Below are 22,641 nucleotides of genomic sequence, written 5' to 3'. Positions count from 1 at the left end.
TTATAATAAACTACAGACAGACTTTAAAGCTGAAGCTGTAGCTGTAAATCTTCTTAAATATTACAGAGCTGTAAGTAACATATTTATAGAACGTATCGGAATTAATGACAGAGCCTATTTAAAAGATATAAAAAGTATCTCGAGCAGTTATTTAGGTTTTGATGAAGAGGTAATTACCATAGAAACATACAGAGAAGGAGTCTATGACTATCTGCCTGAAGGTTTGTTTCATCCGCCTTCCCTCAGTACTTCCCGAAAAAATGTAGAATCTGTAGTTAAAGAAATCCGTAAGCAGAAAAAAGTAGAGGAAGATGCCCGTAAATTTTTCCGTCCTTTCGAGTTGGAGATATTTTTTACGGAAATCAGTTCCCTGCTTAAGGAATATGATTTCGATATTGCCAGTGATACGGATACTTTGCTGGAAACCATAAGTGAGCTTTGGCCACTTCTGAATATGCTGGATAAGCAGAGTGCCTACATTTTCATTCATATATTACCATTTTTCCATCAGATCAGAGGAGATAAAAGGTGGTTTGAAAGATGTATGACCGCTTTTTTACAGGTACCTGTTGAAGTGACTTTTACCCCAAATGTAGTCGATGATATAGGAAAAGATGATGATTCTATGTTGCTGGGTAACTCCAGTTTGGGAGTTACTTATATTACCAGCGGAAAGCATATGGACGGACAGAGAAACTGGGTAGTTAATATTGGACCGATTCCTTATTCTGATGTAAAGAAATATATTCCGGGTAATCCATTCAGAAAAGTGCTTCAGGCTTTATATGATTATTTTCTTCCCGTATCCGTAGATGTAGAGGAGAATTTTATTACAGAGAAAAAAGATTATTCTTTCCTGCTGGAAGATGATGAACGAAATACTTGCAGACTCGGGTATTCTACTTTTCTTTAAAAAAAGTTCTATCTTTACACTCACCACTCACCAATAAATATAAATTTGAAAGAAACACAATGGAAATTTCTTCAGTAAAAGGCATTTTTTTCAGGTACATACTGCTTCCTCTGATAGCAATCATTATGATGGTTATATTAGGTATAATCAGAAGAAATAAACCCGCTATTAAGATGAAAGTAATTATTATATACTTTCTATTATGTAGCTTATGTCTCGCTATACCGGGATTTTTTGGATTTGCAGGTAACCTTTTTAATCCATACTGGTATCTGATAGCACAAATCATTTATCTTATATTCGGAATTATACATGTTAATCTTCTGCATGTGTATTTCAAAAAACATATTGACTCTTTATCGTTAAGCATCTTATTTGAGACATTACTTACCCTTACCTGTATGGCATTCGGAGGGTATCTTTTTGTACTTATTTTCGACTGGATGAGTAAAGGGACAGGATATTCCTTAATGGCAGCTACAAGTGTAATTATTTTTATTGTACCCCTTGTATTTTATTATTGTTATGTTCAGTTTATCAGTATTCCGTTTGATATTTATAAAACATGGAGATTCTCTCCGGATCAGAAACCACCTGATTTTGAAGGTGCAGATTTTGATAAATTGATGGTGTTGAATGTTGAACTGAGTAAAAATCTGGAAGATGCCAACCGATTTAGGATTAAAGCTAAAACACTTCCTACAGGAGTAACATTTGGAGACTGGTTCTACAGGGTTGTAGATGATTATAACCACAAAAATCCAGGGTCCGTCATTCATCTTTTAGATAATGAAAAAGAGTCCTATTACTGGATTTTTTATACAAAAAAGTCGTTCTTCAGTTTTAGAAAATATATTGACTTTGATAGGGATATTACCTCCAACAATATTTCAGAAAATGAAGTAGTAATCTGCAAGAGGGTAATCCATCATGAAGAAGAAAAGCCTACCAAAAAATCATAATCACAAATTTTAAAAAAAGTATTCTAACTATGATACAGCCAATCAAACATTTTGCAATCAATTGGGTGGATGGAATGAAAGTTTCCCAAAAACACCTGAATGATCAGGATAATTTTTTAATAGATACGATCAGAGATTCTAACTCTCTGAATATTAATACATATAACTACGGTCTTTTGCCGATTCCTAACGACTTTACAGATAAAACTATTTTTGATGTTCATAATACGGCTACCAATGATGTTCAGCTTATTATCAAACATTGCAGTGCGGTTACTCTGGCAGGTTACAGGGTTGAGCTCAATGATAGAAGAATCAGTGTAAAATCTCTGGCCAAATCCATGAATGAAGAGCAGGCTGATGGGGAATATTTCATTTTAATATCAGTTAATCCGTTTGATAAAGTACCGTTTGGAGATATTGATCCGGAAGAAATTCCTCCGCGTCATCCGAATGCGCAGTCTAATTATCATATTGAGCTGCTTCCTGTTAACTCTTTAAACAGCAGTTATTCAGGAGGGAATTATCTGGTTGTAGGAAAAGTGGATCTTAAAGGAAATATAGCCCAGGTTGATTCCCGTTTCATTCCTCCGTGTACCTCGATTCAGAGCCATCCCGCATTGCTTGATTATTATAATGGCTTTGCCAAGTCAATCGGAAACTTACAGCAATATGCTTTTAAAATTATCCAGAAGGCATCTCATAAAAACCAGAATACGGCATTGGCCCAGAATGTGAAGTTTTTATGTACTACTATGATCAATACTTTTGGAGATATGTATTTTCAGTTCAGAAATATTGTTCCGTTCCAGCCGCCTGTATTTTTAATTGAATCTTTTGCGAGACTGGCACTGCACTTATATAATTCCACACAGGTTCTTGTTCCTGCGGAATTGGAAGAAATGCTGAATTACAGCTTAGAATGGAGTGAAATTGCCCCACATACTTTATTAAATCAACTTTCGATTGTTGCAGAAACCAATTATGATCATCATAACAGTGGAGAGCCACTTCTTTACATTCAGCAGATGTTGAAAAGTCTGGAAGTTATTTTCTCTAAACTGAGCGAGCTTGATTATATTGGTCAGAGAAAAGAAAACATTATTGTTAACGAACAGGAGGTTTCTACCAATACCAATCCTAAAAGAGGTTGGAGTGTATTAGACTAATCTTTTCATTAAAAATAGAATGAAGTCCCGGCTTTCGGGATTTTTTTGTGGAATAAAAACAATACTGATTAATTTTGATGTAAATCTGTATTAGTAATAAAAACTGAATTTTTAAAATGGATATAAATCTTATACGTCGAGATACTCCCGGATGCTCAGATAAACTATTTTTTAACAGTGCAGGAGGTTCTTTAATGCCTGAAACGGTAGTAAAAACAATGACAGATTATCTGAAGCAGGAAGAAGAATACGGAGCCTATGGGGTAGCAGATAAAAATGTTCACCGTATTAATGAGTTTTATGAAGAAACAGCAAAATTCCTGCTTTGTAAGCCATACAATATAGCATTTACGACAAGCTCTACAGATGCTTATGCCAAGGCATTATCCAGTATATCTTTTAAAAGTGGTGACTGTATTATCACTACTAATGATGATTATATTTCCAATCAGATTGCTTTTTTGTCATTGCAAAAAAGAATGGGTGTAAAGGTAATCAGAGTTAAAAATCTTCCGGATCATGAGCTGGATCTGGCAGATCTTGAGAGCTTAATCAAAACTCATCATCCTAAATTAATCGCCGTAACCCATATTCCTACCAATTCAGGATTAATACAGAATGTTGAAGGAGTAGGAGAGCTTTGCAAAAAATATGATATCCTGTATCTGGTAGATGCATGTCAGTCGGCCGGTCAATTACCTTTAGATGTGGAGAAGATCGGTTGTGATTTTCTTACGGTAACAGGAAGAAAGTTTATAAGAGGGCCTAGAGGAACAGGGTTTCTGTATGTTTCAGATAAAGTGTTGAATAGGGATATGGCACCTCTTTTTTTAGATACCAGTGGTGCAAGCTGGATAGGTTTTAATGAATATAAAATCAATAAAACAGCTGAAAGATTTGAGCATTGGGAAACTTCTATAGCTTCATTATTGGGATTTACGGAAGCGATCCGGTATGCAAATCAGGTAGGTCTGCATCATATTGAAAACTATAATAGAAGCCTGGCAGAAAAGCTTAGAGAAAATCTTCAGCACAAAGGCTTTCAGGTTTTGGATCAGGGAAATAAGTTGGGAAGTATCGTTACTTTTTCCTATCAGGACGGAACAATAGGAAACCTTAGAGAAATGCTCAAGGAAAAAAATGTATATTTTTCTGTAAGTGCAAAACATGCTGCTTTAATAGATTTTACTCATAAGAATGTAGAATCAGTGATCCGGTTTTCACCTCATTATTTCAATACCCATGAGGAGATAGATCAGCTGATTCAGTTGTTTTCGTAGATTTGTATGTATTACAGCTGGGATAAACTGCTTAAAGGAATTTCTAATCCTGATCTGATAATATCCATAGCAACAGATGTTTTGAAGTGTTTGATGTTCGGATTGCTGTAAAATATTTTCCGGGTGAGAAGTTCATATTCTTTCATGGAAGGAACAACAATGATAAGAATGAAGTCCGAATCTCCCGTAATATAGTAACACTGCTGAACTTCAGGAGTGGAAGTAAATACGGATTTGGCATAATCAATCAGCTCTATTTTTTCACTTTCGAGAAATACTTCTACAAGCAGGGTAATAGCGTGTGTCAGTTTTTCAACATTAACAACAGAAACATCAGCTTTGATAATACCGGATTCACGCATTTTTTTAATTCTTCTCTGAACGGCAGCAGCAGACAACCCAATACTTTCTCCTATATCTCTTTGAGGAGTCATATTGTCTTTTTGTAAGATCTGCAGGATAGATATATCGAAATGATCTAATGTTTTCACTATTTATAAGTTTTATATGAAACAAAATTGCAAATTATGTATGAAATTTTATAGAATAAATTATACAATTTTGCTATTTTTATCAATAAACTTAAGGGATATATGAGTAATATCAAAAACTAAAAATAATAAATGGATTAAAGAATAAATAATCAGAACTAAAAATAAGTTTAATAAAAAGTGTTTTCATCAATTGAAAACACTTAAGATTCCGATTTCTCCATTTCTTCGGCAAACCCTAAAATATAACCGTTGTTATCCTTAATATAGAACTCTTTTATTCCGTACCAAGTAAATCTCATTTCAGTAATTTGGATCTTTTTACTCTTCAATTCATTATAAAACTTATCAATTCCTATGCCTTGCAGATATAAAGATACACTTGCTCCAATTACATTTTTGTCAAAAATACTGATGTCTTCTTTAATTGTGTCTATCCGCTGGAGCATTAATGATGTATTGTCTTTGTTCAGCATGGCATAAACATATATTTTGTCACTGTGTAATTGCTGATCTATACAATCCTGTGTTTCGGGGACTGCCATAACTAATTTAAAACCTAAATTTTCACGATAAAACTGTACGGTTTGTCGTATGTCGACAACAGCCAGATTGGGTATTAATGTATTTACTTTCATATGGATAAAATATTTATTGGTTAGTTATTTCATTCTGAATTTTTTTAGATAGTGAATTAAAGATCAATTCGTATGATACATCAAGCATTTGCTTCAGAGCGGTTTCTGGAATGTTACCACTTAAAAAGACTGAACTCCAGAGAGTTTTGTTTAAATAGTAGCCCGGAGTGATATCTTTGTATTTTTTTCGTAGTTCCATCCCCTGTTCGGGAGTATGTTTTAAAGAAATAATAGGCTTTCCCGTATTGTCATTGCCTATAAGTGCGAATATCTTGCCGCGAACAGAAAAGCAAATAGTATCCCATTCCTTCTTATAATCTTCTTCGGAGCCTTTCTTTGAAAGACAATATCCTTGTATAAAATCGTACTTCATGCTATCAATTATTTTTAGTAAAAGTACGTTGAATAGTAAATGCAGATTGTGTAAAAAATCGACTTTTTATTGTAGTAAGTTGGTTGGTCCATGTCCCGATAGGGATTTAAAATCCTTAATGAGGTGCGAATGGTCATAATATCCACATTCTATGGCAATAGTCAGAAGGTCTTTGTGAGAATAGTTTTTCAAACACCACAAAGCGTGCTTAAACCTGGATATTTTTGCAAACATTTTAGGACTTATACCAATCGCAGATTTGAATTTACGTTCGAAATGCCGTTGGCAAAGGCATACATCAGCAGCAAGAGTGGTAAGGGATAATTGTCCTTTTGTAAGGTAAATCAAATCTACAGCATGTATAATTTGTTTTTCTGAAGAATACAAATAAGGAAGGTTATTTATTAAGTAATTATCCACATGCTTTATCATGTCCTCAACGGATCGCTTTTCGGGTAGTATTTCATAAAAGGATTTGTCGAATAAGGTATCAACCAATGCTAATTCTACATTTTTATCAGTAAATTCTTCGACGGGAACGCGAGTGAAAAATGTAATTCCTATAGGTCTGAAACGGATTCCAAATATTTGTATGGATTCTAGGAAATTCATATTAAGAAATGTAGTCATTGTACCGCAAATCTCAGCATAAAAAATATTCTTTGTCTTATTAAACTGAAAAATAATATCAACACAGCCATCAGGAAGAACCTTGTGAAATTCTCCATTTCCAGGGCTATTGCTAGTCCAGTAAGTTTCTATATATGGGGATAACAATGCGCTGGGTTGATACTCTTTATATAACATATCATTCAAATTATCTGCAAACATACAATATTATAATGACCTAAAATTTCACTGATATAAATTATAATATGAAACAAAATTGCAAATTATGTATGAAATTTCATAGAAAAACAATCATAAATTAATGCATTTTTGCATTTTATAAATCACTATATTTTATGAAAGCAGGTATATTGAAAGGTTTCTTTTTAGCTATTCTCGCAGCGTTATTGTGGGGAGTTTCCGGTACATTCGGACAGTTTCTGTTTCAGCAAAGGGGTGTTAATATAGAATGGCTGATTACAATACGAATGCTTATTTCGGGTGTATGTCTTTTATTCTTTGCAGGATTTGTAGAAAAATCAGATGTATTTTCCGTCTGGAAAAATAAGAAAGATGCTTTGCAATTAGCTGTTTTCAGTATAACAGGAATGCTGGCGGTTCAGTATACTTATTTTGCGGCAATTAAACATTCCAATGCTGCAACAGCAACTGTTTTGCAATATTCAGGTCCGGTGGTGATTGCTGTTTATCTTGCCTGTAAAAATAAAAAGCTTCCTGTATTGATTGAATTTGTAGCGATTGTTTTAGCAGTACTGGGTACTTTTCTATTGGTCACTCATGGAAACATCAATAGTTTGTCTATTTCCCCAATTGCTTTGATGTTTGGATTGGCATCGGCTGTAGCACTGGCTATTTATACTTTACAGCCCATAAGATTGCTTTCGCGTTACCCTTCTTCTGTGATTATTGGCTGGGGAATGATGTGTGGTGGGGTAGCTTTCAGTTTTGTAAAAGCTCCATGGGATATAGAAGGAAGCTGGGATATGCAGACGTATTGGTATACGGCTTTTATTGTCCTGTTTGGAACTTTGGTAGCCTTTTACGCTTATCTTACTGCAGTTCAGATTATCGGAGGCCAGAAAAGCAGTCTTCTGGCATCTATGGAACCTCTTTCAGCAACTGTTCTGGCGGTATTATGGTTGAACGTTCCTTTTTCTATGATCGACTGGATAGGAAGTTTATTGATTGTTTCCACTGTATTTCTTTTGAGCATAAAGCCTAAAGAAGTACAGATAGTTGAAGAGGAAATTAAATAAAACTAAATTCTATCTCTTTACTAAAATCTTCTCGGTAGCTTTTTTACTTAGAATTTCTTTTTTTCCACTGATTTCAATGGTGACGGATTTATCAAATTCTTCAATCTTTGTTACTTTAATTTTAGTATTGAGAAGGAGTTTTCTGTCATTAAGATAATTAAGGAAAGCATCATCAGAAAGAGTAACGGAAGCAAAAGTTACGGTTTCTCCTTCATTGCAGCTGCTTAATTTATGAAGATTCTGTGCAATAATATTTCCGTCTTTATCGGGGATTGGTTCTCCATGGGGATCCAATTTGGGATAATCCAGGATTTCGTCCATTTTATCAAAAAAAATAGGAGAGTGGACATGTTCAAGCTGCTCCGCAATTTCGTGTACATTTTCCCATCCGAAATTCATTTTCTTGACTAAAAACATTTCGGTAAGCCGGTGTTTTCTCACAACAAGAGCCGCTTCTCTTTTTCCGGCTTCAGTGACTCTTAGAGGCTTATAAGTTTCATAGATCACCCATTCTTTTTCTGCAAACTTTTTCATCATGTTATTAACGCTTGGCATTTTTACATTTAAAAATTTGCTCAGTTCATTAATCGTCACCTTGTTCTCCTGATCTACCAGATGAAATAGAGCCTTAAGATAATTTTCTTCAGTTAATGTTGCTTTCAAAATGTTAGATGATTTATGATACAAATCTAACAAAATAATATGAAAATACTATTTTCCTAATTTAACTTTTTCTTAATTTTACTCTATGAAATATTCATTTAAAAACGATTATTCAGAAGGATGTCATCCTGATATTTTAAAAGCGCTGTCACTATATAATCTTGATCAGCAGGCAGGATATGGAGAGGACGAATATTCTTTGAAGGCTAAAGAATTTATCAGAAAAAAGATGAAGAACGCAAATTCTGATATTTATTTTGTCTCAGGAGGAACACAGGCGAATCTTATTGTAATCTCTTCCGTTCTGAAACCTTACCAATGTGCGGTTTCTGCAGCTACAGGACATATTCTCAATAATGAATCAGGAGCTATTGAGGCTACAGGTCATAAAATATTATCCGTCCAAAAAGAAGACGGAAAGTTAACACCGGAGGATATTATTCCTGTATTGGAAAGTCATAGGAATATTCCTCATCAGGTAATGCCAAAGCTGGTTTATATTTCAAATTCCACTGAATTGGGAACTGTTTATACCTTAAATGAATTACAGGAACTTTCGGCTTTTTGTAAACAGAATAATTTGTATCTGTTTATGGACGGAGCAAGATTAGGCCATGCCCTTATGGCTGAGACTAATGATCTGACTTTGGAAAAAGTAGCTCAGCTTACTGATATTTTTTATCTCGGAGGAACTAAAAACGGGGCATTGATCGGAGAAGCAATAGTTATTAATAATTTTGAACTTAAGGAAGACTTTGCCTTTAATATAAAGCAGAAAGGAGCATTGCTGGCAAAAGGGAGACTGCTTGGAATTCAGTTTTTAGAGCTTATGAAAAATAATCTTTATTTTGAATTGGCAGATCATGCCAATAAACAGGCCATGAAGATCAAAAGAGCTTTAAAGGAAAGGGAAGTAGGGTTTTTGTCGGACACTTATACCAATCAGATCTTTCCTCTTTTGAGCAATGATTTAATACAGATCCTTTCAGAAAAGTTTGAATTTTATATATGGAAAAAAGCAGATGATAATCTTTCGGCAATACGTCTTATAACTTCATGGAATACTCCTGATGAAGCAGTGGATGGATTTATAGAAACGGCATATAAAGTATTGTAATAGACTTTTCCCAACTAAAATAAAAGTCGGAAGAAATTTCTTCCGACTTCATTTATAAAAAATAATTTATTTTAAAGCTTCCGTAACTACCTTACAATCGGCTGCTTCCAGTTTAGGACCTTTATAATCTATTTTCTTTTCGTTATTATATTTTACCGCTCCTGTTTCGTCGGGTTTGGAATCTCCAATTCCTTCAATCAGACTATTGTCTTTTTGAATAAAGAAAATATCTCTTTTGCTTTTAGTCCCTTCAGATTCAAATTCATAGGTTAGCTTTAAAGTATCTCCTGATTTGAAACCCAAAAGATCTCCCCTGGAACTGTCTTTTTCACTGTTTTTATAAGCCATTTTTCCGGTGATGGTTCCTAAATTGTCATCAATACTCGCAAAAATGCTGTCTTTCCCTGTTACTCCCATATAACAGAAGGATTGAGGGCCTAAGGTATCTACTACAGCTTCTGTGGTAATATCTGTGGAATCAATGGTTGTAACAGGTGTTTTAGTTTCAGCTTTCTTATTACAGTTCATCAAAAGAACAGATAAAAAACTGATTGCAATTAATCTTTTCATAATCTTTTTAGTATGTTGTATTCAAATTTCAGATGACTAAATTAAGCATAGTATTTTTAACAGGAAGAATAGGCAGCGATAATTTGGATTTACTTATGAATATCATGTTTAAACTTTTAAAACTCCACGGAAACCTCTGGCTGCATAATAAGAATCCGCACCATTATGATAAGTAAAAACAGTATTATAACGCCGGTCACAAAATAGAGCGCCTCCAAGTTCTCTGATGGATGCCGGAGTTTTTATCCAGCTGGATGTTTTTAGATCAAACTTTCCTTTTTCCTGAAGCTGGCGGTATTGTTCTTCCGTAAGAATTTCTATTCCCATTTCAGAGGCTTTATCTATACAGTTATTTTCCGGCTTATTTGCTTTTCTGGATTCCCATGCAGGATAATCATAGCATAGACTTCTGCGCATAGGACTTTCAGGAGAGCAATCGAAGAAAACATATTCATCCGTTTTTTGATGATAATCAATAACATCCGGTTCACCTCCGGTTTCTTCCATTTGAAAAAGTGACCATAATTTTTCAGGTTGAGATTCCAGTTTTGATTGGATTTTTTCCCAACTAAGATCCTCATGACGGTTCCTGTTTTTTTCAAAGCGATTTTTTAAAGAGATGAGTAGTTCATTCATCTGTTCTTGGGATAATTCTTTTTTATGCTTCATAATTAATAGTTTTAGTTTGCTGATTAGTCGTTTAATCCTTTTCCTTTGAGGATGGATGGAATGGATTTTTCGATTCTTGACTCACGGGTTTTTGATTGTTTTGCTGTGGAAAAGTAGAGTAGGTAAGCTCTCTGTCTCCCCGGAGTTAAGGCTTCAAAAGCTGTTTTCAATTTTGGATTCTGATCCAGTTTATTTTGAAACTCTTCTGCCATTTCAAATTCTTTTGTTTTTTTCAGAGGAACTTTTACACCGGACTTTTCAACTTCAACAGCTTCATACATATAAGTGGTTATAATCTTCTCATATTGAATGATTTCCTGAAGGCTGGTAAAACGTAATTGTCTGGCTGCCTGAACATTTTCAGTTTGCTGGATCAGAATACTTTCGGTATCATTCAGCAACGCACCTTTAAAGAAAAGGAGAGCGCAGTAATCTTTAAATCCATGAATTAAGAATATATTTTTTCGATGGTAAGTATAGCACGGACATCCCCATTTTAATTCTTCATCAAGTCCTGTTTTTAAAGCAATTTTTCTTAATTTTTCATATTCTTTCTGCCATTTTGAATTGTCGGCAAAGAAGAAATCAACTTTAGGATTCATAGTTTTTTAGTTTGGAGAATTAAAGATATTCTGTAGTCGGTCATGTGCCACATTGATTCCTTGTCTGAAAGGCAACTTGAGCACATTGTCTATGATTTGAATTGATTTATAAATAATATGCATGGTCAACTTACTTTTTTGATCCTAAAGATATTCAAATTCTAAATATTCCAGTTGAACGGGAAAGGGAGATAACTTGTGTAAAGTGATATACAGCTTGCCAAATATGTAAAATAGTGATAAAGAAGGCTAATTCTCTTCTATAATTTCTGCAGATAAAAAATCCTATAATTTATATTATGTTAAATTGTATGTATTTCAAGATTCAGAAAATTAAGATCAATGAAATTATTTAAACCATTTATAGGATTTCTAATCAGAATCTTAAATCACTCAATCACCCCGATAGCTCTGAATATTGGCAATATCAGTATTGACAAAGCTTTTCTTGCCACAGTAACAAAATGCTGTCCATCCTCATCCGCATGAGTCATTGCCCTTAAATGAAGATAGACATGCTTTCATGTCACTATTAAGCATTTGAAGAAGCGGCTGGATGAGATGTGAAGTATCAGCAGCCAGTACAGGACCACATACAATTGATGGATTCACTACAGAAAGCTCCATTCTACTTCCCTCTTCTTTTATGTATTCCCATAGGGCTTGTTCAAACAATATTTTTGATTTCTGATATGGTGTTATACCTTCTTTAATAAGAGGCCAGTCTTCTTCTGTATAAGGAGTTTTTTTTAAGTCCCATATTGTATGGCTCCCGAAGCAGAAGTCAGTACAAATCTTTTTATACCTGCTTTTAGCTGCTTTCATTTCAGAAAGTACTTCGTTTCGTGCAGGTATTATAAAATTATCATCTGATTTGGCAATGAAAGCTTTTATATTGAGATAATACTAAAAATAGGAATTATGATGAAATCATTGTTAGTGAAAATATACTTTTTACCAGTATAATAAATAATTTGTAAATTGTATATAGTTTCAGATGTAAAAGTTCAATATATTTGTTGTTATACATTGTTTATTAATAATATTTTCACATACATAATATCAATGAAAAGATATACAACCTTTTTATTAGTGCTTATACTCCCCTTTACGATATATGGCCAGCAGGATCTTACGGCTGATGAATTGTTTCAAAAGGCACGTACTACTGCTTTTGAGCAGAAAGACTATTCTGCCTCGATTGCTTTAACAAAGCAGGCATTAGAAAAAGCTCCCGATTATACGGATATTTCTGTTTTTCTGGGAAGGCTTTATACCTGGAATAATGATCAGGAAGCAGCAAGAAAAATTTTTGAAGGACTTGAAAAAAAAGGAGTTAAGGATGAGGATTATTTCATAGCGTATGCTTCTTTAGAATATTGGAATGACCAAAATACCAAAGCTAGTGAAATTATTAACAAGGGTTTGGATTATCATCCTCAATCTGAGGCTCTCTGGCTTTTAAAAGTAAAAGTCTGCTATAGTGATAAAAATTATCAGGAAGCTGAAAAAGCTAATGCAGCCCTTTTAAGTATTAATCCCAAAAATACAGAAGCGAGAGCTCTTGGTATTAAAATAAATGAATTTACTTCCAAAAACGCGGTGGGTATTATTTATAATTATTCTCACTTTGATAAGCAGTTTGATAATGACTGGCATATACTAAGTCTTAGTTATAAACGCGTAACCCCTATCGGATCTGTAATATTAAGAGGAAATTATGCCAATAAATTTGCAGAAAGCGGAACACAGATCGAGTTGGAAGCTTATCCAAGATTATCCAAAACTTTTTATCTGTATGTAGGGGGTGGATATTCAAATGATGTAGGTATTTTTCCAAAATATCGTACCGGTGTTTCTCTTAATGCTAGTCTCCCTCACAGTTTTGAAGCAGAAATTGGCTACAGACAGCTTTATTTTAGTGATAATATATGGATGTATACTGCCTCTGTAGGGAAATATTACAAAAACTTCTGGTTCAACCTTCGTACTTATCTAACCCCTGACCGGAAGAATATTTCACAATCTTATACGGGAACAGTCCGGTATTATTTGAAAAGTGCTGAAAATTATCTGGGTTTTCAGATCGGAACAGGAATAAGTCCGGAGGAATACCGGAATAATCTTCTGGAAAATGAAACGTTTAAACTGAAAACGTTTAAGATCGGAGCTGAATATAATTTCTCTATATACAGAAATTTGTTTTCTCTGGGTACCATGTATTATAATCAGGAATATCGTCCTAATGAAAAAGGAAGTCAATTTGATATTACATTTGGGTACACAAGGAAATTTTAAAATTATTACTTATTTTTTTTCATAAAATTAACTATTACAGAATCCGGCATTATTTTTTGAGTATTATAAAACCGGGAATTCATGCTTTTAAATTGATTAAAATGCTTTTTTATTTTATCAAATGCTGAAGTATTATTGATAATATCTTCTTCTAAATTATCCAGAATAAATAACTGTTCGTCATGAAGATAATATTTTCCTGATACAAAATCAATAAGCTGATTTTTACTTTGCATCATAGGAATTCCGTTGTTGATCTCTGAATCAAAAGAGAATCCTCTTCCTACCCAGGTTACAGTAGAAGGAGTATTCAGCTTGTAATTATTTCTGTAATAGGCCAGGATAGATGGAGCTAGATCAAAATGGCTGACTGTGTTATAAAACTTCTTGGGTTCTTTTAATAAAGGAGAGTATATAAATAGTGGTACATGATAACGGTCTATTGTAGACTCAAGCATAATTTCAGGCATACTGTGATCTCCTGTTACCATAAAAATAGTGTTATTAAAATCAGAACGTTTACGATAACTTTTAAAAAAAGCTCTTAATGCATCATCTGCGTTAAGAACAGATATCAATTGGTTTTTGTGAATTTTTGCCCATTTTTTCTGTTCCGATAATAGCTGTTCAGAATTTATTTTTTGATCATAAAGTTTTTCATAATATTCTTTGTTATTAATTAAAAAAGGATTGTGGGTGGACAAAGTAAGAATCATATTGAAATATGGTTTTTGTTGCTTTTGTATTTCCAGCATCTTACTAAAAACAGCCTGGTCTTCATATCCCCAGCTTTCCCCGTTACTGGCAGGGAGTTTCCGGTAAGGAGCCGAGAATGAAGATTTATCTATAATATGGTCAACTTTACTGTAAATAAGAAACTCTTTGTATCGATCAAAAGATACATCACCTCCGTAATAAAATCCCGTTTCGAAGCCATTGGTTTTTAGGATATTGTAGAGATTAAAATGTTTCGGAGTATTTTTTATTTCCAAGAAGCCATTTTTACCCACTGGTAATGAACCAGTAAGTGAGGGTAAGGCTCCAAATGTCCTCCCTGCAGAGCTTAAACTATTTTCCCAAGATAAACTCTTACTGGCCAGAGAGTCCAGAAATGGTGTAAAGTTTCCGATGTATCCTCCAGATGATGTATATGCATGTCCAAAACCTTCCATAACGATAAAGACAAGATTAGGAGTTTTTTTTGCTTGGATAAAGTAAGTCCCAAGGAAATCCGGAGTATTCTCTTTTCTCCAAAAAGGAAAATTTGGGTTAAGCATTTCTGAGTTAGCAGAAAAATATTCAGAGTCATTCCATAGCTGGCTGATTTCAGGATGGTCATCAATGAAATTATCTGTGTTGGAATTAAAAAAATAAGCCCATTTACTTCTGGCTGCATTTTGATCAAATTCATTGGCATGTCTTAAATTATCTGCTTGCAGAAGGTTTTTAGGAAGGAGGCTGGCAATTATGCCTATGCCTAAAAAAATAAGTCCTACGTATATCGATTTGAAAAAGGATTTATTTGCTATCCATAAAGGTATGAATGATATGGCAATTAAGATTCCAAGGAGTGCGGAATTTTTAAAGTTAAGCATTCCGCTCGCCTCAAGGATTTGTTTTATTTCCTTTTTACTGTAATATAAAAGATCAGCTCCCAGCAGATTGTGGGTTTCAGAAAAATACAAGAATAGAATGTATTGAATTATGATGATAAGCAGATATATTAAAATAGTTAATGTCTTAGCCCAGCTTTCTTTGATAAAATTAAGAATCAGGTATATAATACCAGTCCCTAATATAATTTTACCACTAAAAATGAGGTTTTCTATAAAAAGATTCCTAACAATTACAGAGGAATTAAATGCAGAAAAATAATATTGATACCACAGCCATTCTGCTGTTATTCCTAATAGAAATAGTATAAAAAAGGTTAATGCAAGAGAGCTCCATTTTCTGAGGCCAGTTTTGAAAATTATAAGGAGCCTTTCTTTTAAAGGAAGCTGTTGAAGGTTCTGATTAAAGCCCTGTCTTGTCATTTCTCCCCATCCATGAGATTTTTTAAAATAATCTATAAATCCGTTAACTCCAGCTTTTACAACGATAGGATGAAAATAGAAAGGTTCTGAAAAGGCCGTGGCGATCAGTGAAAAAAAATCTTTTCGTTTAGTATACACCTGTCGGCTCAAAAGATCTACAAGTATACCATATATGGAATAGAGAAACCCGGTGGAGATTACCAATGCAAATAGAACAACAAAAAATGGCCAGTTAATGATTCCTACGAGTAGAAAAATAATAAAAATAATATAACCTGAAAATTCAACCAATGGACCAAGAAATTCAAAAAAGAACCAGTAAGGAAGACTTACCATTCCTAATTTACCATATCGGGGATTGAACATCAGTTTCCGATGCTTCCAAAGGGTTTCAATAGTACCACGCATCCATCGGTTCCGTTGTTTTTTAAGAATATCCTTAGTTTCAGGAGCCTCTGTCCAGCATAAAGGATCGGGAATTGTAAGAACTTCATAAGGTTCTTTTTTCTCTTCCATATACTTCCTCATACGTACTACCAGCTCCATGTCCTCTCCTACTGTATTTTTATCATATCCGCCGCATGCTAGTACAATTTCCCTGTCAAATACTCCGAATGCACCAGATATTAGTATTAATCCTGAAGCTCTTGACCACGCCATACGTCCTAGAACAAATGCTCTGATATACTCTAGCGCCTGAGTTCTTCCCAATAATGTTTTGGGCATATTAACACTTACCACTTTACCATTTTCAATCACACAGTTATTGGCAAGGCGGATAACACCTCCACATGCAATGAATCTTTTATTGGTTTGTTCCAGAAAAGGCTTGGCAAGTTTAAGAATGGCATCCTGTTCGAGAATACAGTCTACATCAATACATACAAGGTATTTTCCGGAAGAAATGTTAACTCCTACATTTAATGCGTCTGCTTTGCCTCCATTCTCTTTATCAACTACAATTAATTTTTTAAAGGCAGGGTTTTTACTTTTATAGAGTCCTTTTACATTATTAGTTTCAATTTTTCCCTCTATAAAAAAAGAAATGGATTCCAACTCATAAGCTTCTATCAGCTTGTGCATGGAATCATCTTTACTACCATCATTTACGATGATAATTTCCAGGTTGTGGTAATAAAGAGAGAGTAATGACCTGACATTTTCCACAACAGTCATTCCTTCATTATAAGCAGGAGCAATAAGACTGAAAGTGGGAGCATTGGGATTGGAAGCAATGATGCTGTAATCAGTGAATGTATTTTCTTTTTTATATTGTATTACGGCTCCTAATGCATAGATTCCTATCCAGCCATAAATAATCACTACGGCAATACCATACAGAAGGAATAGCCATATCACAATTTCATAAATAATGTGGGAGAATTCTAGCATACTTTTTCTTGAAGGGCGTATTTTATAATTTGAATTAATTGAGCGGAGGATGATTGTTTATGGATCAGTTGTAATAGATATTCCTGATAGCCTAATGAAAATAATGCTTCTGCAGAATGGATTTTTATGGTAGAAAGAGGATTCTCCAACAATTCCTTTTTTAGAAAATCTGTACAGGAATGATCTTTTGATGTTTTCATACTTTGAAGTATCTCTAACTGGACCTCGATAGGTTGCTCAGGATAAACCTGAATGAGATGAGAAATCGTAGATGAATTTTCCAAAGACAACAGTGTGTGTATAGTCTGTACCCTTATTTCAACGGATGAATGATTTAATAAATTAATAATAAGGGGATAAAAAGTGAGAAGCTGGAATTTTCTTAACAGTTTGAGGCTGAAAATAACAACAGAGTTATTCTCACTTTCAAGCCAATTTTTAATTTTATTATTGCATTCTAAGGGAATACTCACAAGAGATCTCAAGAGACGTAATTGCTGCCATTCTGAAATTGTTGTTGAAATAGTATCTAAAAAGTAAAGTCCTTCAAATCCTTTAAAACTTACCAATGCATATTGAGCTTCCTGATACACCTGAGAAGACGGATGTTCCAAAAAAACAGAAATTTTAGGAATAGCTTCCACTACATTCATAGCAGTAAGTTCCTGTATTCCGCCGGCAATTAAGTGTTTCTTTTTCTGATCAAGTTTTTTAAGAGCCTCATTTTTTAAATTATAGCGAACGAAAAGATCTTGTATTCTATGTTGAGCAACACCGGAAAATTTTTTTTCAGAATCAACTAATTTTTTTAAAAAGAGATTTCTAAATAAAGAGTTATGAGAAATTGTAAAGTTGTTATTCTGTAGTACTTCATCCTCTCCATAAACAATTGTATCTGAAATTTTTTTATTGATGATAGCTGACCACCGGGCAATCCGTATAGATTCTCTATATTGATAAAAACTGTAGAAGAGTACAGTTATAATAAGCAACAGTACCAATAGCAGCATTCCCAGAAAAATGAGAAAAAGAAAATGAATGGAAGTGGTTATTAGCATTTTGTTATTATTTAGGAATAAATCGTTTAATTCTCAATATTAGCTCATTGGGACTAAAAGGTTTTACAATAAAATCAGCAGCTCCCATATCGAAGGCGTTTAGGACGACATCTTCCTGTCCCATACTTGAAAGCATAATGACAGGTGTTGTTTTATTCATGGACCTGAGAGCAGAAAGTATTTCTATCCCTGACGCAAAAGGCATCATAATATCGGTAATGGCAAGATCAACGTCCCTATTTTTCAGATTTTCTATAGCGTCTTTACCATTACGGGTGAGAATTACCTCATGCCCTTCTTTCAGTAATTTATGCTCTATTGTTTTTAGGATCAGTTCATCATCTTCGGCGATTAAAATCAACATAGCTTATTTTTTTTATTTATTTAGACTTTTTATTAAACTTAAACCTATTGATATTTCATTGATTACATCTCTTTGTATGGAATGAAAATCAATATTTTCATCAATTTTATTTTCCCAGTCAGAAGTATATTCAGCAAGTCGAAATAAACCCGCAGTTCCGGCAGTTCCTTTGAGTTTGTGAAGAACCGTTTTTAGGGAGACAGTATTTTTTTCCTTTACAAATTGCCTTATATTTTCTTCTGCCTGTGTAAGCTCCTGAATAACTAAGTTTAAAAAAACCTTTCTGAAGCCTTCATCATCATCTCCTATATGTTGGTTTAAAAGAGATATATCGATATGATTCGCCGGTTGTACTGATTCTCCATAAAGTACCGTTGTCTTACTGGGGATATATTTTTTCAATATTTCCAGAAGATCAGATTGTCGCAATGGCTTAGGTAAGAAATCATTCATTCCTGATGCTATACATGTTTCTTTTTCTCCTGAAATATTTCCGGCAGTAACTCCGATAATAGGAATATGGGTATAACCAGGTAACAAGCGGATTTTTTTTGTTGCTTCAATACCATCCATTACAGGCATCTGGACATCCATCAGAATAAGATTGAAAGAGTTATTTTTACAATATTCCAAAGCTTGCAGCCCGTCAATAGCTTCTGTTAATTCTACATGAGGAATGAGTGACTTCATCATTTTATGATTAAGGATCATATTGACAGGGTTATCATCTACTAATAATACATTAAGAGGAGCTAGAAATAAAGAAGGTTCCGCCTCTTTAAAAGATGCTGTATTTGTATCTCTTTCAGTATGATCTGCTACTCTTTTTAATATTTTATATAATTCTTCAGATTTTATAGGTTTAAGCAGAAAATAAGAATCTTCATTCTGACGGAAAGAATTGATAACATCATGCTCTTCGGAAGATGTATGAAGAATGATAAGCGGGGAGCTTTCGTTTTGCTTATTAAAGAGTTCTTTAATTTTTTCTATGGTCTCGAGTCCGGATATTACCGGCATATGATAATCCATTAAAATTACATCGAAACGTTCTCCTTTCATAAGGATCTGAAGAGCTTCCATACCATTAGCTGCTAATACAGAGTCTATGTTCTTATAGGCAAGCATATGTTGCAAGATTACTCTATTTGCTTCATTATCATCTACAATGAGTACTTTACTTATTTTATAATCTTCTTCTTCCGGAGTTTCAGATATTTCGTAAGGAATCCGGATATCAAAATAGAAAGTAGAGCCTTTTCCAGGTTCACTGCTAAGGGATAAACTGCTGCCCATATAGGTGAGTATATTATTGGATATAGTAAGTCCCAGCCCTGTACCCCCATATCGTTTATTGATAGAACTGTTTTCCTGAGTGAATGCGTCAAAAATATATTGTTGTTTTTCCAAAGGAATACCAATTCCGGTATCCCTAACAGAGAATCTTAATGTTATATCAGAATTTTTTACATTAAGTTTTTCGACTTTTAATTCTATCTCTCCCTGCTCTGTAAATTTAACTGCATTACCCAGGAGATTGATGAGTATCTGCTTAAGTCGTGACTCATCCATCCAGAGAATTTTTGGAAGCCCTGGTTCAATATTCAGGAGTAATTCAATATTCTTTTTCTGAGACTGATAAAGAATCACATTTATAACCTGGCTTACGATGTCATAAACATTGCATTTCTCTATCAGAAGCTCCATTTTTCCGGCTTCTATCTTGGAGAAATCAAGAATATCATTAATGATGTTAAGTAAATTTTCACCGGACTCGTTAATATAATTAAGATACTGAGACTGTATTTCGTTTAACGGAGTTTTTAGTAACAGATCTGAAAACCCAATGACTCCGTTCAGGGGTGTTCGGATTTCGTGGCTCATATTAGCTAAAAATTCTGATTTGGCTTTGCTGGCAATATCTGCCATTTTCTTTGCTTTTTTCAGTTCTTCATTTATTTTTACAGAACTAGTAATATTTCTTGTAGAAACAATAATTCCACCTATGATATGATCATATATATACCAAGGCCTGATATCTAAACTATAATGCTGTATTTCTTCCCGGTGTGGAATTTTTATGGCTATATCCTCATTTTTATAAGCTTTGCCTTTCAATGCATTCAGGTATATCTTTTTTCTTTCTTCAGGAATATCAGGAGAAACAGTGAAAATATTTTTCTGAATAAGTTCAATATTGTTCATTTGGAATTCATCTTTCCAGCTTCTGCTTACTGAAAGGTAATTTAGGTTCTTATCAAACATAGCTACAGCAGCAGGAACATAAGTTACAAAAGATTGTAGCATGGCTTCTTTTTTTGCCAGTTCCAGATAGATATTTTTAAAATTGTCAATATCCTGAATAATTCCAAATACCTTTGTGCAAACTCCATTCTCAAACTCAGGAATTCCTTTGACTCTTACCCAAATCAGCTGTCCGTCATTTCTTATCAGCTGTAGTTCTTCATCATATGGAATTCCTTCTTTTACAGCTCTGTCAAATAAATCTTTTATTTTTTTCCTGCTTTCTTCTTCATAAAAACCAATTGCATTGATAAAATCCGGTTTAAAAGATTTGTCTATTTTATGAATTTCTCTTGTTGAATCGGACCAGAATATGGAATTTGTTTTAAGGTTGACTTCCCACCCTCCTACCTGAGCCACAGCACTAGTCTGTTCAAGCATTTTTTTTGTATAAACAAGATCTCTTTCTAGAGCTATTCTCTCGGTAGCATTCAAAGCTGTACTGATCACATAGGGCTGCCCTTCTTCATCAGTTTCTATGAGATTATGATACATCCAGATTACCTCTTCCCCTTCTTTGCTCTTTAATACCATTGTGCCAAAATCTTCTTTATTAGCTACAATTCTCTTCATATATTGTTCTAATAAAGGACGCTTTTTGGGAGGAATTAAGTCTCTTAGATTCAATTGACTTACTTCTTCAGATGAATATTTCAAGGCATTTCTTCCCTTCTCATTGACAGCGAGGATATTTCCTTGCATATCATGCATACTCATCAGACCTATAGCATTTTCGAAAAAATTTCTGAATCTGCGTTCGGAGCTCTCCAGTTTTATTTTTTCTTCAATACGCTGGGTGATATTAATCCCAAAACAAAAAATCTCTGAATGATTTTGATTCTGTTTTAAAGCCCATTCAATAATAATAGTAGAATCCCCTATCTTTGTTGAAGAGGTAAATACTAACTCCTCATATTTCAGGAAATTTTCTGTAAGAAGTGAAGGCGGCTGGTCCTGCTTTCCTAAAATTGTCAAAAAATTTTCATTAAGTATTTGTTTTTTATCAGCCTGAAAAGCTTTTTCGAAAGCAGGATTAACATCTTTGAATATGAAATCATTATCCAATACACAAATCAGATTATTGGAAATACTGAACATCTGCTGAAAATATTCAGCCTGAATATTCTTCCTTTTACCCATTAATAACTTAGTCACTGCATTTCCTATTTTTTTTAGGGCAGAGATCTGATTGTGTGAAAGCTCTTTGGGAGTATAATCAATAACACATAATGTTCCTAAAGCGAATCCTTCATCATCAATAAGTGGGATTCCCGCATAAAACCGGATTTTGCCTTCTTTAATTAGAGGATTGGAAGATGTTCTTTCATCTGATAAGGTGTCATTAATAATTATTACATCTCCACTGGCAATAGCATATTGACATACTGTATTTTCCCTGTCTACAAAATCCAGTGATATTCCTACACAGCTTTGTATAGTCTGGGATTCACTTTCCATCATCCCAATGAGTGCGGAAGGACAATGCGTAACAAGACAAGCTGCCTCGGTAAAAACATCTAATTGAGGATCTTTTCCTAAGTTTAGAAGATCAAAAAATTCCAGTTTCCTGATTCGCTCTTCTTCATTAATAGGAATAGGAAATTTCTCCATACGCTTTTTTTTGATATTGAATTCCTATATCAATGGACTGATAGGATTAAAAAATAATTTAAAAAAAATCAAATGAGCATTTAAATGATGAGAATGGTATATATTCCTACATGTGCGCAATTGAATATTTATATGCCAAATTACAAATTTATTTTATACGCTATTATATAAAATGGTTAAATAATTTGATATTTATGATAAATAATAAATTATTAATAGGTATGTTATAAAATAAACTAATACTA

20 protein-coding genes are annotated in these 22,641 nt (G+C 33.9%); 7 read left to right on the top strand and 13 right to left on the bottom strand.

The features are described 5' to 3' along the window. The 4 genes from Q0A18_RS04440 to Q0A18_RS04425 form a co-directional block, all read left to right on the top strand. Positions 1-913: type VI secretion system baseplate subunit TssG (locus tag Q0A18_RS04440; RefSeq protein ID WP_292008966.1), on the top strand; the 913-nt coding region annotated here is incomplete at its 5' end. A gap of 59 nt (positions 914-972) precedes the next feature. Beyond that, a complete protein-coding gene (locus Q0A18_RS04435; RefSeq protein ID WP_292008965.1) occupies positions 973-1,875 on the top strand; it encodes a TssN family type VI secretion system protein in 903 nt (300 codons plus the stop codon). Between the two features lie 29 nt (positions 1,876-1,904). Then, positions 1,905-3,044 carry a hypothetical protein gene (locus Q0A18_RS04430; RefSeq protein ID WP_292008964.1) on the top strand — a complete coding sequence of 380 codons (1,140 nt, stop codon included), beginning with the start codon at positions 1,905-1,907 and terminating at the stop codon, positions 3,042-3,044. A 116-nt stretch (positions 3,045-3,160) separates the two neighbouring features. Beyond that, positions 3,161-4,324: an aminotransferase class V-fold PLP-dependent enzyme gene (locus Q0A18_RS04425; protein WP_292008963.1), complete on the top strand. Its 1,164-nt coding sequence runs from the start codon at positions 3,161-3,163 to the stop codon at positions 4,322-4,324. An 11-nt stretch (positions 4,325-4,335) separates the two neighbouring features. Here the strand turns inward: Q0A18_RS04425 and Q0A18_RS04420 are convergent, their stop codons facing one another. The 4 genes from Q0A18_RS04420 to Q0A18_RS04405 form a co-directional block, all read right to left on the bottom strand. After that, positions 4,336-4,815, bottom strand: coding sequence for an Lrp/AsnC family transcriptional regulator (locus Q0A18_RS04420; RefSeq protein WP_292008962.1), 480 nt, complete (start codon positions 4,813-4,815; stop codon positions 4,336-4,338). Positions 4,816-5,018: 203 nt separating this feature from the next. Next, positions 5,019-5,453 carry a VOC family protein gene (locus Q0A18_RS04415; RefSeq protein WP_292008961.1) on the bottom strand — a complete coding sequence of 145 codons (435 nt, stop codon included), beginning with the start codon at positions 5,451-5,453 and terminating at the stop codon, positions 5,019-5,021. 13 nt (positions 5,454-5,466) lie between these two features. Beyond that, positions 5,467-5,826, bottom strand: coding sequence for an MmcQ/YjbR family DNA-binding protein (locus tag Q0A18_RS04410; RefSeq protein WP_292008960.1), 360 nt, complete (start codon positions 5,824-5,826; stop codon positions 5,467-5,469). A 66-nt stretch (positions 5,827-5,892) separates the two neighbouring features. Then, positions 5,893-6,633, bottom strand: coding sequence for a helix-turn-helix domain-containing protein (locus Q0A18_RS04405; protein WP_292008959.1), 741 nt, complete (start codon positions 6,631-6,633; stop codon positions 5,893-5,895). Between the two features lie 158 nt (positions 6,634-6,791). Here Q0A18_RS04405 and Q0A18_RS04400 point away from each other — a divergent pair, with 158 nt between their 5' ends. Beyond that, entirely contained in the window at positions 6,792-7,712 is a 921-nt protein-coding gene (locus tag Q0A18_RS04400) for an EamA family transporter (protein ID WP_292008958.1), read from the top strand. Between the two features lie 9 nt (positions 7,713-7,721). On the opposite strand, the gene Q0A18_RS04395 is transcribed toward Q0A18_RS04400, so the two are convergent. Further along, positions 7,722-8,375 (bottom strand): metal-dependent transcriptional regulator, encoded by a 654-nt coding sequence (locus tag Q0A18_RS04395; RefSeq protein WP_292008957.1) that lies wholly within the window; start codon positions 8,373-8,375, stop codon positions 7,722-7,724. 85 nt (positions 8,376-8,460) lie between these two features. On the opposite strand from Q0A18_RS04395, the gene Q0A18_RS04390 reads away from it, so the two are divergent. After that, complete coding sequence (locus Q0A18_RS04390) at positions 8,461-9,492, top strand: aminotransferase class V-fold PLP-dependent enzyme (protein ID WP_292008956.1); 1,032 nt, start codon at positions 8,461-8,463, stop codon at positions 9,490-9,492. 66 nt (positions 9,493-9,558) lie between these two features. Here the strand turns inward: Q0A18_RS04390 and Q0A18_RS04385 are convergent, their stop codons facing one another. From Q0A18_RS04385 to Q0A18_RS04370, 4 genes are all read right to left on the bottom strand, one after another. Then, positions 9,559-10,062 carry a hypothetical protein gene (locus Q0A18_RS04385; RefSeq protein WP_292008955.1) on the bottom strand — a complete coding sequence of 168 codons (504 nt, stop codon included), beginning with the start codon at positions 10,060-10,062 and terminating at the stop codon, positions 9,559-9,561. Between the two features lie 108 nt (positions 10,063-10,170). After that, complete coding sequence (locus Q0A18_RS04380; RefSeq protein ID WP_292008954.1) at positions 10,171-10,731, bottom strand: DUF4256 domain-containing protein; 561 nt, start codon at positions 10,729-10,731, stop codon at positions 10,171-10,173. Positions 10,732-10,754: 23 nt separating this feature from the next. Beyond that, complete coding sequence (locus Q0A18_RS04375) at positions 10,755-11,333, bottom strand: YdeI/OmpD-associated family protein (protein WP_292008953.1); 579 nt, start codon at positions 11,331-11,333, stop codon at positions 10,755-10,757. Positions 11,334-11,810: 477 nt separating this feature from the next. Next, positions 11,811-12,158: a hypothetical protein gene (locus Q0A18_RS04370; protein ID WP_292008952.1), complete on the bottom strand. Its 348-nt coding sequence runs from the start codon at positions 12,156-12,158 to the stop codon at positions 11,811-11,813. A gap of 240 nt (positions 12,159-12,398) precedes the next feature. On the opposite strand from Q0A18_RS04370, the gene Q0A18_RS04365 reads away from it, so the two are divergent. Then, on the top strand, positions 12,399-13,631 hold the full coding sequence (locus Q0A18_RS04365) for a YaiO family outer membrane beta-barrel protein (protein WP_292008951.1): 1,233 nt from the start codon (positions 12,399-12,401) through the stop codon (positions 13,629-13,631). Positions 13,632-13,636: 5 nt separating this feature from the next. Here Q0A18_RS04365 and Q0A18_RS16490 read toward each other — a convergent pair whose 3' ends face one another. From Q0A18_RS16490 to Q0A18_RS04340, 4 genes are read right to left on the bottom strand one after another with little or no spacing between them, the layout of a single operon-like run. Beyond that, entirely contained in the window at positions 13,637-17,059 is a 3,423-nt protein-coding gene (locus Q0A18_RS16490) for a sulfatase-like hydrolase/transferase (protein WP_363315945.1), read from the bottom strand. Beyond that, positions 17,053-18,117: a hypothetical protein gene (locus tag Q0A18_RS04350; protein ID WP_292008950.1), complete on the bottom strand. Its 1,065-nt coding sequence runs from the start codon at positions 18,115-18,117 to the stop codon at positions 17,053-17,055. Before Q0A18_RS04350 ends, Q0A18_RS16490 begins: the two co-directional genes overlap by 7 nt. A 7-nt stretch (positions 18,118-18,124) precedes the next feature. Further along, the gene (locus tag Q0A18_RS04345) at positions 18,125-18,481 is read right to left on the bottom strand and encodes a response regulator (protein ID WP_292008949.1); all 357 of its coding nucleotides are present in this window, start codon (positions 18,479-18,481) and stop codon (positions 18,125-18,127) included. A 12-nt stretch (positions 18,482-18,493) separates the two neighbouring features. Next, the gene (locus Q0A18_RS04340; protein WP_292008948.1) at positions 18,494-22,396 is read right to left on the bottom strand and encodes a response regulator; all 3,903 of its coding nucleotides are present in this window, start codon (positions 22,394-22,396) and stop codon (positions 18,494-18,496) included. Positions 22,397-22,641: the final 245 nt, after the last annotated feature.

The sequence above is a fragment of the Chryseobacterium sp. genome, from assembly GCF_022712095.1.
Taxonomy (GTDB): Bacteria; Bacteroidota; Bacteroidia; order Flavobacteriales; family Weeksellaceae; genus Chryseobacterium.
Note: the sequence above shows the minus strand (reverse complement) of the source record. Positions and strands in the feature narration are given on the sequence as shown.

Bases quoted from the DNA above. Each gene is read 5' to 3' on its own strand.
- Q0A18_RS04435 (WP_292008965.1), top strand. From the start codon at position 973: ATGGAAATTTCTTCAGTAAAAGGCATTTTTTTCAGGTACATACTGCTT.
- Q0A18_RS04430 (WP_292008964.1), top strand. From the start codon at position 1,905: ATGATACAGCCAATCAAACATTTTGCAATCAATTGGGTGGATGGAATG.
- Q0A18_RS04425 (WP_292008963.1), top strand. From the start codon at position 3,161: ATGGATATAAATCTTATACGTCGAGATACTCCCGGATGCTCAGATAAA.
- Q0A18_RS04415 (WP_292008961.1), bottom strand. From the start codon at position 5,453: ATGAAAGTAAATACATTAATACCCAATCTGGCTGTTGTCGACATACGA.
- Q0A18_RS04410 (WP_292008960.1), bottom strand. From the start codon at position 5,826: ATGAAGTACGATTTTATACAAGGATATTGTCTTTCAAAGAAAGGCTCC.
- Q0A18_RS04405 (WP_292008959.1), bottom strand. From the start codon at position 6,633: ATGTTATATAAAGAGTATCAACCCAGCGCATTGTTATCCCCATATATA.
- Q0A18_RS04400 (WP_292008958.1), top strand. From the start codon at position 6,792: ATGAAAGCAGGTATATTGAAAGGTTTCTTTTTAGCTATTCTCGCAGCG.
- Q0A18_RS04390 (WP_292008956.1), top strand. From the start codon at position 8,461: ATGAAATATTCATTTAAAAACGATTATTCAGAAGGATGTCATCCTGAT.
- Q0A18_RS04385 (WP_292008955.1), bottom strand. From the start codon at position 10,062: ATGAAAAGATTAATTGCAATCAGTTTTTTATCTGTTCTTTTGATGAAC.
- Q0A18_RS04380 (WP_292008954.1), bottom strand. From the start codon at position 10,731: ATGAAGCATAAAAAAGAATTATCCCAAGAACAGATGAATGAACTACTC.
- Q0A18_RS04375 (WP_292008953.1), bottom strand. From the start codon at position 11,333: ATGAATCCTAAAGTTGATTTCTTCTTTGCCGACAATTCAAAATGGCAG.
- Q0A18_RS04370 (WP_292008952.1), bottom strand. From the start codon at position 12,158: ATGAAAGCAGCTAAAAGCAGGTATAAAAAGATTTGTACTGACTTCTGC.
- Q0A18_RS04365 (WP_292008951.1), top strand. From the start codon at position 12,399: ATGAAAAGATATACAACCTTTTTATTAGTGCTTATACTCCCCTTTACG.
- Q0A18_RS16490 (WP_363315945.1), bottom strand. From the start codon at position 17,059: ATGCTAGAATTCTCCCACATTATTTATGAAATTGTGATATGGCTATTC.
- Q0A18_RS04350 (WP_292008950.1), bottom strand. From the start codon at position 18,117: ATGCTAATAACCACTTCCATTCATTTTCTTTTTCTCATTTTTCTGGGA.
- Q0A18_RS04345 (WP_292008949.1), bottom strand. From the start codon at position 18,481: ATGTTGATTTTAATCGCCGAAGATGATGAACTGATCCTAAAAACAATA.
- Q0A18_RS04340 (WP_292008948.1), bottom strand. From the start codon at position 22,396: ATGGAGAAATTTCCTATTCCTATTAATGAAGAAGAGCGAATCAGGAAA.